This window comes from Rhizobium jaguaris (assembly GCF_003627755.1).
Taxonomy (GTDB): domain Bacteria; phylum Pseudomonadota; class Alphaproteobacteria; order Rhizobiales; family Rhizobiaceae; genus Rhizobium; species Rhizobium jaguaris.
Window position 1 is genome coordinate 2,243,666 of the sequence record NZ_CP032695.1, and the last position, 12,174, is coordinate 2,255,839.

The following is a 12,174-nucleotide window of genomic DNA, read 5'->3' on the forward strand; positions in this document are numbered from 1 at the left end:
GCGCGCCATCTTCATTGAATATCGTGTCAGATCGTCGTGCGGATATGGCGCTCACGCCCGTAGAACGAGACCAAAACGACGATGATGAAGCCCAGGGCGGCCTGGACGGCTGCAGGTTGCAGACCGAGCCCGATCAGCAGCGTGTTGATCTCGGTCAGCACCAGCACACCGGCAATCGTGCCAAGGTAGCTGCCGCGCCCGCCGACTAGGGCAGCCCCGCCGACTACCACGGCGGCAATCGTCTGAAACAGATAGGGCTGCCCGACATCGCCATAGGCCGAACCGGTGAAGCCGAGCAACAGGACGCCGGCGACAGCCGCAAAAACGGCGCTGATTGCGAAGGTTACGACCCACATGCGGACCGGATCAATGAGAGCGAGCGGCGCCGCGCCCGGATTGCTGCCGAGTGCATAGAGCCTGCGTCCGTAAGGCGATCGGGCGAGCACCGCGATGATGCAGATCGTGAGTACTAGAATTGCCGGAACAATCCAGGGAAACGGCAGGGGACCGACCGAACCACCGATCGAAACGAAATCCGAAACGGCCCGCGGTGCCGAACCGGAGGGAAAACCGGCCGTCCACAACAGCACGCAGCCCTGGACGACCATACCCGAGCCGAGGGTGACGATCAGCGGATGGATCTCGAGCCTACGGGCCACATAACCATTGAAGGCACCGATCAGGATCGCAATTGCCACCACGATGAGGCAGACGACGCCAAAATTCCATTGTTCGCCATAGAGCTGCGCGGCCGTCACGTTGGCGAAACCGATGACAAAGGGAATGGAAAGATCGATGCCTCCGAGGATCACGACCAGCGTTTGACCGACACAGGCCACCGCCAGCAGCGAAGCAATGACGAGCATGGCGCGGATCGAAAAGGAGGAGGAATAGCCGTCGATCAGCACCGTGCCTGCCAGATGCAATAGTGCCGCGATCACGAAGGCGCCGAAAATCCTGCCGCCGGTGCTGCCGATAAAGCTCTTCAAGCTGGTCATAGCGCGCTCCCCTTGACGGCGCGTTCCTGTATCGCCGTCAAAACGACCGCAGCCACCAGGATGGCGCCGTAAGCGATCTGCAGGACATAGGTGGAAACATTGAACGATGTCAGCACGCTCTGCAGCAGGAAGATATCGATCGCACCGATCGCCGCACCGACAAGGCCGCCGCGACCGCCCGCGAGGCTGATGCCGCCGAGCGCGACGGCGGCGATGGCGATCAGCGTATAGGTCTGTCCGATATTCGGGTCTGCGGAGCCGATCAGCGCGGTCAGCATCAGCCCGGCGATGCTGGCAAAGACGCCGGTGATGACGTGGGCGACAAAGCGCACGCGGGTGACGTCCACCCCGGCAGTGTAAGCGGCGCGGTCATCGCTGCCGATCGCCATCAGCTGATCATAGTAAGGCAATCGCCGGATCAGCCACCAGGCAACCGCAATGACGGCTAATGGCAGAACCGAATAGGAACTCGACATGGCTTTCAGCCAGTCCGGAGCCGGACCGACGGGCGCCGGAAGGATCGTCAGAGTGACACCCGTCAGCACCAGATAGGTGCCGAGCGTGGCAACGATCGGCTGGATGCGAACGACGGTCGTCATGAAACCGTTGATCGCGCCGATGGACGCGCCGACGACAAGTGCTGCCGGAATGAGGACGAAGGGCGAGGAGATCCCCGCCGACAGAAACAGCGTCTGGATGACAATCGCGTTGACGAAACCCATAAGCGGCCCGACGGAAATATCGATACCGCCGCGACCGCCGAGGATGACCGGCGCGGAGGCGAGAGCAGCACCGATCAGCGGCGCCGCAAGACCGATCAGTGTTCCCCAGGCGGCAGGCGCGAAACGCGCCGGATTGAGATAGAGATTGATGGCGAGAAGCACGATCAGCAGAACGAGCGCAAAACCGGCGCTGCGCAGGATCGTCGATAGGGTCGACAAGGGCCTCATGGTCATGCCGCCCGTCCGAACATGGCCGCGATGACGTTTTCGGTCGTCATGGTCTCTCCGCTCATTTCCGCCGCCACGTGATTTTCCCGGAAAACCAATACGCGCCCGCACAGCAGAAGGATTTCCTCGATTTCGCTGGACAGAATGACGAGCGCCATGCCTTCTCGCGCCAGCTCCCGGAAGACATCGTAAAGAACATGGCGTGTCGCGACATCGACACCGCGGGTGGGATCGTTCAGCAAGAGCACACCGGGCTCCAGCGCCAGCGCGCGCGCCAGAAGCACCTTCTGCTGATTGCCGCCGGAAAGCGCGGTAATTGCAGCGGTCGGTTTCGGCGCGGAAATCGACAGTTTTTCGCGATAGGTCTCGTAGCGGCGACGGCGGCTGGCGAAGCTGATCAAGCCGAGACGGGCGTCACGCCCGACGGTCGAAATCGCAAAATTGTCGAGCACGGATTGCGTGGGAAAGATGCCTGTCGCCCGCCGGTCGCGCGGCAGATAGGCAACGCCGTTGGCGACGGCCTTGCGAAAACCGCCGATCGCCGTACTGCGGCCGGCCTTGTCCAGTAAGACTTCACCCGAAAAAGGCGCCTGCAACCCTGCGAGCACCTCAAGGAAACGCTCCTGCCCATGTCCGTCCAGCCCCGCAAGGCCGACGATCTCGCCGGGATGGATCGTTTGCGAAATCGGCGTTGCACCCTGGTGGATGACGACGCCCTTGGTTTCAAGCGAGATACGGTCAGGCATCGGAAAGCTCCGCTGCGGTCTGCGGCGCCATGGCTTTGAGCAGGTCGGCGGGCGTCGACACGCCGCAATCTTCCGTCTTGACGACCTTGCCGCCGCGCAGGATCGAGATGCGGTCGGACAAGGACATGACCTCGTCCATGCGATGGGTGATGAACAGCAGCAGGCATCCCTCAGCCGCCAATTGCCGCATCAGCTTGAAGACCGATTCGCGATCGGCATAGTCGAGAGCCGCGGTGACTTCGTCCAGAATCAGAATCCGCGGTTTTCGCACCACGGCGCGCGCCAGCACGATGAGTTGCTGTGCCGCCAGCGGCAGCGAGCCGGCAGCAGCATCAAGCGGAACCTCCGTCACCGCGAAACGGCCAAGAGCCGCAGCAGCGGTTTCCCGCCGCTTGTCCCGCGGGATACGGCGGCTGATCAGGCCGTCCAGGCCAAGAAGGATGTTGTCGGTGACAGTCCGGTCAGGAGCGATCAGCACCTCCTGAAAAACGGTCGCAAAACCTACCCTCTGGAAATCGGCCGGCGCATTGCCGGCAAACGGCCGCCCGTCGAGGCGGATCATGCCGCCGTCCGGCTGAACGATGCCGGACAGCAGCTTGACCATCGTGCTTTTTCCCGAGCCATTCTCACCCAGGATCGTGTGCACCGTTCCCGCCCGGAAGGTGATCGTGGCTTCTGAAATGGCCACGGTCTCGCCGTAACGCTTCGAGACGTTTTCGATTTCCAGCATTTCTCACTCGTGAAGGAAGGGATCGCAGGTACGAGGACTGCGATCCCACATTGATCACTTTGCGCAGGCATCCGGCGTTTTCGAATAATCCCAGCCGATGGTTGGCTTGGCACCCGCAAAATAGGCGTCGAGCAGGTCTTCCGGCATCGGATCGGTCGGCGGGACCGGGAAGATCGAGACGGCATCCGGCGTCATGCAGTCCTTATACCATTTTCCGAGATCGGCTTCATGGACGGCTGGGATCGGGATCATCAGCGTGTTGAGCTTCGGCTTTTGGCCGTCCAGCATACGGGCTCCGACGCGGAAGAGCGTCTGAGCCGTCCAGTGCGGCAGCAGCGCATGACCTTCGAAACGGTACTTGTTCGGATTCGCCTTCCAATAGCCGAGCGCGTCGCCGGTAAGCGAGCCGGTGATCAGAGGCGCGGGGCGTTCGGCCTGGGCGAAGGCTTCGGCGATGACACGGCTTTCGCTGCCCGTCGACCAGACGGCATCGATCTTGGCCGGGTTGGTGGCGATCGCCTGCAGGACGACGGTCTTGGTGACGTTGGCCGTCCAGTTGCCGTTGACGCTGCGCGCGACCTTGAGCTTCTTGTCCTCCGCCAGCGCCTTGTCGGCACCTTGGCGTTCCTGGGCAACGATCGGATGACCGGCAATGCCTTCGACCATCAGCACGTTGCCGCCGTTCGGAAGCGACTTGTTGATGGCCGACATCATATCATAGCCCCAGCGGGCATAGTTGGAATCGACATTGATCGCATTCGGGCTTGTGACCGAACCGGCAGCGGTAATGAAGGGGATGCCTGCCTTGGCAGCGGCATCGACGGCGTCGTCGAGCGCGGTGGCAGAACCCGGAATAGACGTGATGATGGTGCACTTCTTGTCGATGAAGGCGCGGATCTGGTTGATCTGCTGGCTGACGTCATTGTTCGAATCCGACACCTCGAAGCTTGAGACGACCCCATCCTTGATCAGTCCGTCGACCAGGCGCTTCAGCTCCTTGGTCACCGTCACACGCCAGGGATTGCCCTGATAGGATTCCGAATGGCACCACTTCCAGGGCTTCGGCGGCGGGGTCCAGTTGTCCCACGCCGAGGGCAGGATCTTCTGCGGCGCGCCGTCGTATTGGGCTTTGAGCGGGTCCGGTAGCCCGCTGACCACCGAAGCCACATCTGCAGCATGCGCTTGGGCACCGATCGACAGGGCAGCGGCGATCGCCGCCGCACCGGTCAGAACTCGTTTCATAATCGCTCTCCTCCACATGTTAAGCCAGCCCACGCCGGCTCGATTCCCTTGCACTCCCAAGAATGATCTTTGGAAAAAGGCGCATCGCGCTCGGCAGGCGATCGTGAAGCTTCGACTGCCATCCTCCTGAGCAGATACATCTTCTTAGGTGAATAGTCTTTTCACATATGGAATAATTTGGCAAGTAGGATGAAAGGCGCTCGCTTCGTTCCCCAGCCGGCAGTATATCGTTCGGACGTTGGTTTGAGCGCGGCGGAAGCGGGGGTCGCGCGCAGGGATATCGGCTGCAGAGGAGGAATGCGATGGGTATGCAATTTCTGGTCTTCGTCGGAACGCTGAATCGCGAAGCGCCCTATTTTCAAGGTGCCCGGGGCGAAGGCCTGTCAGCCTATCGTTTCGATGAGGAGACACTTGCGATCGAGAAGCTCGCAAATGCGCCTGAGATCGAAAATCCGACATTCCTGTCCGTAGCTGCCGGCGGAAATCACATCTATGCGAATTCTGAAGTCTTCGGCTGGAAAGAAGGCCTGGTCACTGCGTTCCGCTTCGACCGCGACGCCGGCACACTTACCTATATCAACACGCAGCCGACACTCGGCAGCATCACCGCCCAGAACACTGTAACAAGGGACGATCGCAGACTGCTCCTTGTCAACTACGCCATGGGCTCCAGCGGCCCGGACCAAGCGGTTGTGGTCTACGGGCTCCGCGATGACGGCGGCCTAACGCCGCCCCTCGCTAGTGCCGCAAGAACAGGCACCGGGCCAAACAACGAGCGACAGGAGCGCAGCCATGCCCATAGCGTCACACAAATCGCCGAGGATATCGTCATCGTCGCCGACCTCGGAACCGACAGCCTTGCCTCTTATCGGCTGACGCGGGAAGGCGCTTTGGAGCCGCTAACGGAGACGAAGACGGCGCCGGGCAGCGGTCCTCGTCACGTCGCCCTCCACCCGAATGGCCGGTTTTTGTTTGTGATGAACGAGCTCGACTCGACCGTCGCAAGCTACGCGATCAACGCCGCAGATGGCCCGCTTACGCTATGTGACGTACAACCGGCCGTTCCCGCAGAAGCCCGGTCGCAGAACCATTGCGCAGACATTCAGATCTCGCCCGACGGACGCTTCGTTTACGGTTCCAATCGCGGCCATGACAGCATCGTGGCGTTCGAAGCCGATCCGGAAGATGGCAAGCTTTCGCTCGTCAACTTCTTTCCCTGTGGCGGCATCACACCACGCAATCTCGCACTAACGCCGTCCGGCTGGCATCTGTTCTGCGCGAACCAGAATTCCGATCGCATTTCGATCTTTGAGCGGAATATCGCGACGGGTGCGCTTTCAGATACCGGTCATGCGATTGAAGTCGGCACGCCGATGTGCGTTCGCATCATCCGCTGACGCGGATTGGCCGTACTTTGTCAGAGGCGCAAGCGCTACTCGCACGCGCCCGCTGGCCTGCCAATTTGGTAGCGGTTTGAGTTTTCGCACGGCCAATGGTAAGGCAGCCTAACGAATAGAATCCGAGCATCGAGAGTTTTCTTGAATCCTGTCTGGTCCACTGCCGAACCGAGTTCCCCGACTTTGACGGATAGCGCACGCGCCGTTCTCAAGACCATAGCAGTGAACGGTCCGGCCACCCGTCCTCAACTCAGCGCCTTGCTGCACTTTTCCAAACCCACGATGTCGGCCGCCGTCACTGAGCTTGAGCGTTACGGGCTGCTCGCGCCGACGGGCGTGAACCGTGGACAAGTGGGGCGAACATCAGTTTCCTATGGTCTTGGCCCCAATGCGGGCTACGTGATCGGGATCGACTGCGGCACGACGCAGGTGCATGCGATTGCCCGCGGGCTGGACGGCTCGAAACTCGCCGAAGTCGCCCATCCCCTGGATGACAAATCGGGAAGGGACCGTTTCCAAACCATTGAAACCGTGATCGCCGAGCTTCTGCCGGATTGTGCGGGCAAGGCAACGCCTCTACGCGCAATCGCCATCGCCTTGCCGAACATCATTTCGCCATCGCTCGAGCGGCTTCCCGATCGGGACGCGTTCATAAGCGTCCTTGAGCGGCTGAAGAACAGCTATGGCGTTCCTGTCCTGCTTGAGAACAACGTCAATTGTGCTGCCCTTGCGGAATACCACGAAGGGGCCGCGAAACAGCATTCCTTCGCCATCTATATGCAGATCGGCGTCAAAGTGGGTGTTGGCATCGTTCTCGAGGGTAAGCTCTTCCGGGGCTTTAGAGGCGCGGCGGGCGAAGTCGGGCATCTGCCATTTCCCTGGTCCGAACGGGAGCAGCCGAGATGGCAGCATGTCGAAACATATCTCGGCTCGGCGGCATTGCTTGAGCGCGCGGCGCAGGAATGGCCGCCGCAGGAAGGAAATCCGCCTGCAAGCGCCAGCGAGCTGTTCGCGCTTGTCGATTTGTCCGCGACGGCGCGCAAGATCGTCGAGAAACATGCGGGCGATATTGGAAATCTGGCCGCTGCCTGCGTCAGCATCCTCGATCCGCAACTGATCGTGTTGGGCGGGGGCGTGGGCCAAAATGCCATTCTGCTGCCCGGCGTGGCGAAGGCCATCTGCGATTTATGCTGGCCTGTCGAGGTGGTCGTCAGCCAATTGTCGAACCAGGCAACCGTGTTGGGCGCGGTACGCCTTGCCATCGATTTCGCAATGGCAAGGCTGCTTGGCGAGGACAGCAAAGCCGCCTTCCTCTATCCCGGCGCGCTGACGGCCGATCTCATCAATATCCGATAGCGCTCAGATATCCCGCTTGGTGTCGGTTTGCCTATAGCGGAAATTGCAGACCGGAAGACCCGCGTCTTCCGAAAGCGTGCCAATCAGGAGTTGCGCTGGAATGGCCTGCAGAATAGCGTCGCCAATCCCTTTCGAGAAGCCCGGCACATGGATAACGACGAGATTGGCCTGGTCGTCGACATCCGTGCGCGAGGTCACGAGAACGGACGGGATGCCGAAAGCGGCGAGATCTTTCGCCAGCTTGACTTCTCGGCCGTCGCCGAACAACAGGACACCACTGTCCTTGTCGTTGGACTCCATAGGTCCATGCAGGAAGTTCAAGCTATCCCAGTCCTGCGCGGCGACGCGCGCGGCCTCGCGGATGAGCAGCGCGGCGTAGCCTGCAGTGCCGTAGGCGCAGCCGGCGCCGACGCAATCGATGGATTTCTTGCCGGCCAGGAGCTTTGCGGCCTTGTCCGCCTGCCTGCGTGTCTGATCGAGCGTTGCTGCCGCACGTGCGGAAAGCTCAGACCAACGCACGCCGGACGGCTTGCCGACTTTATCGGCAAGCAAAGCCGCCGTCAGAAGCGACCCCAGATAGCTCGTCGTGTTCGGGCCGCTGTCCGTTCCGCTGTCGGTTGCGATCATATGTTTGACGACACGGGAAAGCGGCGTGCCGTCGGCCTTTGCGATGCCGTAGGTGGCAGCCGCGGGGCGTAGTTCCATCGCATGGGCGGGTTCCTCGCTCCGGCCGGAGGCGGAGAAGGCAATGTAGGCGCCGCCGGCATCAACGGACGCTTCGTAGAGGTCGGTCGCCGGCAGGGCGAAGGCCCGGATGCCCTGACTGCGCATCTGTGCGGCCGCGACGGCTGCGGCATAGAGGCTGGCACCAATGCCGGCGAGAACGACCGGTCCGCTCTTCAATGGTGCGACATCCAATGTTTCGAGGCGGCTGGACACGGCTTTGAGGCACGCATCCAGCGCTGCGGGCTGCAGGGCGATCGCTTCGCGGTATGGCACTCTGTCTGTCATTGTTACGTCCGTACTTGAACCAAAGAAAAAGAGGCCGGATGAGGAACCTCCGGCCGTCGTTGCAGATCCTGCGTCTTAATCGTCGAGCTTCATGTAGTCGGCGAACCGCGCGGCATCGTTGATGGTGACCTTGTCGAGCTTGTTTTCGCCGAGGCCCCATTTTTCGAAGATCTTGGCATAGGTGCCATCGTCGATCATCGACTGCATGGTGGCGGCAAGCGCGTCGCGCAGTTGCGGGCTTTCCTTGCTGACGAGCATCGCCTGATAACCGACGGCGTATTGTGCGCCGCCAACCAGCTCGAGCTTCCTATTGCCTTCCGGCTGATGCTGCAGGCTGTAGGCGGCAACGCCGGTCGTATCCATCGACAGATCGGCACGACCGCTTTGAAGTGCGATCTTGATCTGGTCGTTGGAGGGGAACTGCATGACGTTCAGCGGTTTGTCCGCCGGGCAAAGGCCTTTCTGCTTGTCGAGAAGCTGCAGCGGGATCGAGCCCTGCACGGCGCCAGCATTGAGACCGCAGGCATCCTTCAGTTTATGGACGCCCTTCGGGTTGCCATCCAGAACGATGATGCTGGTGCCCTCGAGCATGTAGTTCACGACATCGACGATCTTTTCGCGATCGGCGAAATCGCCGAAGGCAGACATGCCCATATCGAAGCGGCCAGCTTGAATGCCCGGAATGATGCTGGCGAACTGGGCCGGCATATCGGTGAACTTCACGCCGAGGCGCGTGCCCATTTCGTCGCGCAGCTCACGCTCCAGGCCGATGATCGTCTTGTTGTCGTCGCCATAGAAATCATAGGGCGGCGTCTGCGGCTCCGTGCCGACCTTGATTTCGCCTGCCGACTTGATCTTCTCGGGCAGCATGTCGTGCAATTTCTGGTCCAGGCCGGCCGCCGACGCCACGCCGGCCGAAAGGATTGCGACAGCCGAAACCATGACTGTCAAAATGAACTTCGCTTTCATGTCATTCCCCTTTTCTTGATGCACGTGGAGGACGTGCGGCCTTTCGAGCCAATGCCTGCCGACCGGTCAGTGCATCCGCCTGAGAAATGCTTGCGTTCGCTCGTGTTTTGGATGGTCGAGAACCTCGCGCGCCGGTCCTTCCTCCACGACGATGCCCTGGTCCATTAAGACCACGCGATCTGCGACGTCGCGCGCGAAGGAGAGTTCGTGGGTGACCACGATCATGGTCATGCCATCAGCCGCGAGTTTGCGCATGACATTGAGAACTTCCCCGACCAGCTCCGGATCGAGGGCCGAGGTCGGCTCGTCGAAGAGCATCAGCTTCGGGTTCATCGCGAGCGCCCGGGCAATCGCGACACGCTGTTGCTGGCCGCCGGACAGTTGGTAGGGATAGGCGCCCTCCCGGCCTTCGAGATCGACCATCTTGAGGAGTTGCCGGGCGCGGGCAAGCGCCTCATTGCGCGGCTGGCCGCGGTTGAGAACGGGCGCCTGAGAAATGTTGGTCAGCACGTCCTGATGCGCGAAAAGATTGAAGCGCTGGAAGACCATGCCGATGTCGCGACGCTGGACGGCAAGTTCTTTTCCGCTCATCTCGTGAAGCGCGCCGCCCCGTTCGTGGTAGCCGATGAGCTGACCATCGACGAGAATCCGTCCGCTCGTCATCCGTTCCAGGTGATTGATGCACCGAAGAAAAGTGGATTTTCCGCTGCCGGACGGACCGAGCAGGCAAACGACTTCGCCCTTGCGGACGGAAAGATTGATCCCCTTCAGCACGTCGAGCACGCCGAAGGATTTGTGAACATCGATTGCCTCGACGATCAGTGGCGACAAGGTGTTTTCGGGGGCGCTCATCCGTTGCTCCCTTCGGCGCGCATCAGGCGTAGGGCATTGCGCCACCCGACTGGTGTCTGATGGGTGGATCTGCCAAGCCGTCGCTCGATGACGTACTGGATGCAGGATGCGATCGTCGTCATCACGAGGTACCAGATGCTGGCGACCAGCAGCAGTTCGATGATCAGGAAATTCTTGGCGTAGATATTCTGCGCACGCGTCAGCAGATCCTGCGCAGCGACGACGGAAACGAGCGAGGTTGTTTTCAGCATCGATATCGTCTGGTTGCCGATCGGCGGGATGATCACCCGCAGCGCCTGCGGAAAGATGATGCGAAGCATTGCCTGCGCGGGGGTATAGCCAAGCGCCTTGGCGGCTTCATGCTGGCCGCTGTCGACAGCCAGAAGCCCTCCGCGGACGATCTCGGCCATGTAGGCAGCCTCATTGAGGCTGAGCGCCAACAGCGCGGCAACGAAAGCCGTCACGATGGCGTTGGTGTCCAGATGGAACGAACCTATGTCGATGCTTGGAATGAATAGCTGGATGTTGAACCAGAAGATGATCTGGACGAGCAGCGGCGTCCCGCGGAAGAACCAGATATAGAGGCTCGCAAAGCCTGAGAGGACGGAATTGGACGCCAGCCGCATCGTCGCGAGTATCGCACCGGCGATGATGCTGATGATCATCGACAGCACAGTGAACAGGATCGTCAGCCGGATGCCGTCCAAAATGGTTTCATCGAAGATGTATTGCGGTATGGCCGACCAGTTGATGTGACGGCTCGTAGCAACCATGAAGACCAGCAGGCCAACCACTAGGATCAGCAGCGTGGCAGCAGCTCTCTGGCCCCAGTTGCGAGCGGGAATGATCTTTTGCGCGGTCATGCTGCTCTCCCATCATCGGTGGTTTCAACCTTGCCCGCGACATGCGGCAACGGCAGCGACGCCGGGCGTTCACCGGTCGCCAGCCGGCGCGCGAGGAGGATCGCCCCTTTGACTGGGGGCTCTTTCAGCAGGGTGAGACTGAGCTTTGGGGCTTTGTTCGCGAGTGCTCTGCTGAACGCTTCAAAGAGGCGCGGCTGCCGCGTGATGACACCGCCGCCGGTGACCACGTCGCTTTCCTTCGCGCCCCGAGCAATCAGCCGTGCGGCAAGCAGGGCAAGCGTTTCGCCGCCATATTCGATCACGCCAGATGCAAGGGAGGAACCGTCATCCGCCGCCTGAAAGACGATTGGAGCAAGCTCACCGATGCCTGCGGCAGAGCCTATGTCGCTGAGCGCGCGCCCGAATTCGACCGGGCTCTTGATGGCGAGTGCGTCCATCAGCGCACGCCCAAGGCCATCGAGCGCCCCACCGGCATCGAGAGACCCGCGGACGGCGCGGGCCGCCTCGCGGACGAGACCGCTCGCGCTCCCCTCGTCTCCGAGATACCAGCCCCAGCCACCTGCAGCGATCATCTTGCGATTTCGATTTCGGCCAACCGCGATCGAGCCCGTCCCCGAAATGACGGATATGCCGTCTGGTTTTCCGGCCGCCGGCAGAAGCAGTTCGGAGTCGTTCAAAACGAGCACTGTGCCGGAGAGTTGACCGGCAAGCTGCGCCTGCAGGCTCGAGCACTCCTCATCGGTGTCACAACCGTGCGAGCCGACGACCACGGCCGCCGGCGTACGATCTCCAACCATGCCGTTGATGAGGGAGACGAGCATCGACGCGTCGCGCTCGGCCTCCCGCCTTCCGCGCCATTCCGAAGTGGCAAGCGTCCGCTCCCCTATGCGGCCATGTTCGTCTTCGCCCATCAGGTGGGTCTTCGTGCCGCCTATGTCTATTCCAACGATCATGCTCGCCTCGCTTTCGTTAGGTAACTTACCTAATTAAATTTTTAGCGCAAGGCAGTTTTTGACGCGACGCGACGGTGGCGGGGTCGTTCATGAGAGTATCGTTCCCA

General features: G+C 61.1%; 12 protein-coding genes. 2 read left to right on the forward strand and 10 right to left on the reverse strand.

Annotation, left to right across the window (positions count from 1 at the left end; genetic code table 11):
• Window positions 1–26 precede the first annotated feature (26 nt).
• Genes CCGE525_RS32530 through CCGE525_RS32550 form a run of 5 tightly spaced genes read right to left on the reverse strand, consistent with a single transcriptional unit; the run spans window position 27 to window position 4,666 of the window.
• On the reverse strand, window positions 27–998 hold the full coding sequence (locus CCGE525_RS32530) for an ABC transporter permease (RefSeq protein ID WP_120708290.1): 972 nt from the start codon (window positions 996–998) through the stop codon (window positions 27–29).
• Window positions 995–1,954 (reverse strand): ABC transporter permease, encoded by a 960-nt coding sequence (locus CCGE525_RS32535; protein WP_245472233.1) that lies wholly within the window; start codon window positions 1,952–1,954, stop codon window positions 995–997. The genes CCGE525_RS32530 and CCGE525_RS32535 overlap by 4 nt, the downstream gene beginning before the upstream one ends.
• Window positions 1,951–2,694: an ATP-binding cassette domain-containing protein gene (locus CCGE525_RS32540; RefSeq protein ID WP_120708291.1), complete on the reverse strand. Its 744-nt coding sequence runs from the start codon at window positions 2,692–2,694 to the stop codon at window positions 1,951–1,953. The genes CCGE525_RS32535 and CCGE525_RS32540 overlap by 4 nt, the downstream gene beginning before the upstream one ends.
• Window positions 2,687–3,424 carry an ATP-binding cassette domain-containing protein gene (locus CCGE525_RS32545; protein WP_120708292.1) on the reverse strand — a complete coding sequence of 246 codons (738 nt, stop codon included), beginning with the start codon at window positions 3,422–3,424 and terminating at the stop codon, window positions 2,687–2,689. The genes CCGE525_RS32540 and CCGE525_RS32545 overlap by 8 nt, the downstream gene beginning before the upstream one ends.
• 54 nt (window positions 3,425–3,478) lie before the next feature.
• Window positions 3,479–4,666, reverse strand: a complete 1,188-nt coding sequence (locus tag CCGE525_RS32550) for a substrate-binding domain-containing protein (protein WP_120708293.1) — start codon at window positions 4,664–4,666, stop codon at window positions 3,479–3,481.
• A 302-nt stretch (window positions 4,667–4,968) separates the two neighbouring features.
• Here CCGE525_RS32550 and CCGE525_RS32555 point away from each other — a divergent pair, with 302 nt between their 5' ends.
• Together CCGE525_RS32555 and CCGE525_RS32560 are read left to right on the forward strand one after the other, a co-directional pair.
• Window positions 4,969–6,063, forward strand: a complete 1,095-nt coding sequence (locus CCGE525_RS32555; protein ID WP_120708294.1) for a lactonase family protein — start codon at window positions 4,969–4,971, stop codon at window positions 6,061–6,063.
• A gap of 183 nt (window positions 6,064–6,246) precedes the next feature.
• Window positions 6,247–7,419 carry an ROK family transcriptional regulator gene (locus CCGE525_RS32560; RefSeq protein WP_162950368.1) on the forward strand — a complete coding sequence of 391 codons (1,173 nt, stop codon included), beginning with the start codon at window positions 6,247–6,249 and terminating at the stop codon, window positions 7,417–7,419.
• Between the two features lie 3 nt (window positions 7,420–7,422).
• On the opposite strand, the gene CCGE525_RS32565 is transcribed toward CCGE525_RS32560, so the two are convergent.
• The 5 genes from CCGE525_RS32565 to CCGE525_RS32585 form a co-directional block, all read right to left on the reverse strand.
• Complete coding sequence (locus CCGE525_RS32565; protein ID WP_120708296.1) at window positions 7,423–8,430, reverse strand: SIS domain-containing protein; 1,008 nt, start codon at window positions 8,428–8,430, stop codon at window positions 7,423–7,425.
• 75 nt (window positions 8,431–8,505) lie between these two features.
• Window positions 8,506–9,399: an ABC transporter substrate-binding protein gene (locus CCGE525_RS32570; protein ID WP_245472234.1), complete on the reverse strand. Its 894-nt coding sequence runs from the start codon at window positions 9,397–9,399 to the stop codon at window positions 8,506–8,508.
• A gap of 66 nt (window positions 9,400–9,465) precedes the next feature.
• Window positions 9,466–10,251 carry an amino acid ABC transporter ATP-binding protein gene (locus CCGE525_RS32575; protein ID WP_120708297.1) on the reverse strand — a complete coding sequence of 262 codons (786 nt, stop codon included), beginning with the start codon at window positions 10,249–10,251 and terminating at the stop codon, window positions 9,466–9,468.
• Complete coding sequence (locus CCGE525_RS32580; protein WP_120708298.1) at window positions 10,248–11,114, reverse strand: amino acid ABC transporter permease; 867 nt, start codon at window positions 11,112–11,114, stop codon at window positions 10,248–10,250. The genes CCGE525_RS32575 and CCGE525_RS32580 overlap by 4 nt, the downstream gene beginning before the upstream one ends.
• On the reverse strand, window positions 11,111–12,067 hold the full coding sequence (locus CCGE525_RS32585; RefSeq protein ID WP_120708299.1) for a BadF/BadG/BcrA/BcrD ATPase family protein: 957 nt from the start codon (window positions 12,065–12,067) through the stop codon (window positions 11,111–11,113). Before CCGE525_RS32585 ends, CCGE525_RS32580 begins: the two co-directional genes overlap by 4 nt.
• Window positions 12,068–12,174: the final 107 nt, after the last annotated feature.

Excerpts from the sequence above, each read along its gene's own strand:
- CCGE525_RS32530 (WP_120708290.1), bottom strand. The coding sequence starts at position 998 with ATGACCAGCTTGAAGAGCTTTATCGGCAGCACCGGCGGCAGGATTTTC.
- CCGE525_RS32535 (WP_245472233.1), bottom strand. The coding sequence starts at position 1,954 with ATGACCATGAGGCCCTTGTCGACCCTATCGACGATCCTGCGCAGCGCC.
- CCGE525_RS32540 (WP_120708291.1), bottom strand. The coding sequence starts at position 2,694 with ATGCCTGACCGTATCTCGCTTGAAACCAAGGGCGTCGTCATCCACCAG.
- CCGE525_RS32545 (WP_120708292.1), bottom strand. The coding sequence starts at position 3,424 with ATGCTGGAAATCGAAAACGTCTCGAAGCGTTACGGCGAGACCGTGGCC.
- CCGE525_RS32550 (WP_120708293.1), bottom strand. The coding sequence starts at position 4,666 with ATGAAACGAGTTCTGACCGGTGCGGCGGCGATCGCCGCTGCCCTGTCG.
- CCGE525_RS32555 (WP_120708294.1), top strand. The coding sequence starts at position 4,969 with ATGGGTATGCAATTTCTGGTCTTCGTCGGAACGCTGAATCGCGAAGCG.
- CCGE525_RS32565 (WP_120708296.1), bottom strand. The coding sequence starts at position 8,430 with ATGACAGACAGAGTGCCATACCGCGAAGCGATCGCCCTGCAGCCCGCA.
- CCGE525_RS32570 (WP_245472234.1), bottom strand. The coding sequence starts at position 9,399 with ATGAAAGCGAAGTTCATTTTGACAGTCATGGTTTCGGCTGTCGCAATC.
- CCGE525_RS32575 (WP_120708297.1), bottom strand. The coding sequence starts at position 10,251 with ATGAGCGCCCCCGAAAACACCTTGTCGCCACTGATCGTCGAGGCAATC.
- CCGE525_RS32580 (WP_120708298.1), bottom strand. The coding sequence starts at position 11,114 with ATGACCGCGCAAAAGATCATTCCCGCTCGCAACTGGGGCCAGAGAGCT.
- CCGE525_RS32585 (WP_120708299.1), bottom strand. The coding sequence starts at position 12,067 with ATGATCGTTGGAATAGACATAGGCGGCACGAAGACCCACCTGATGGGC.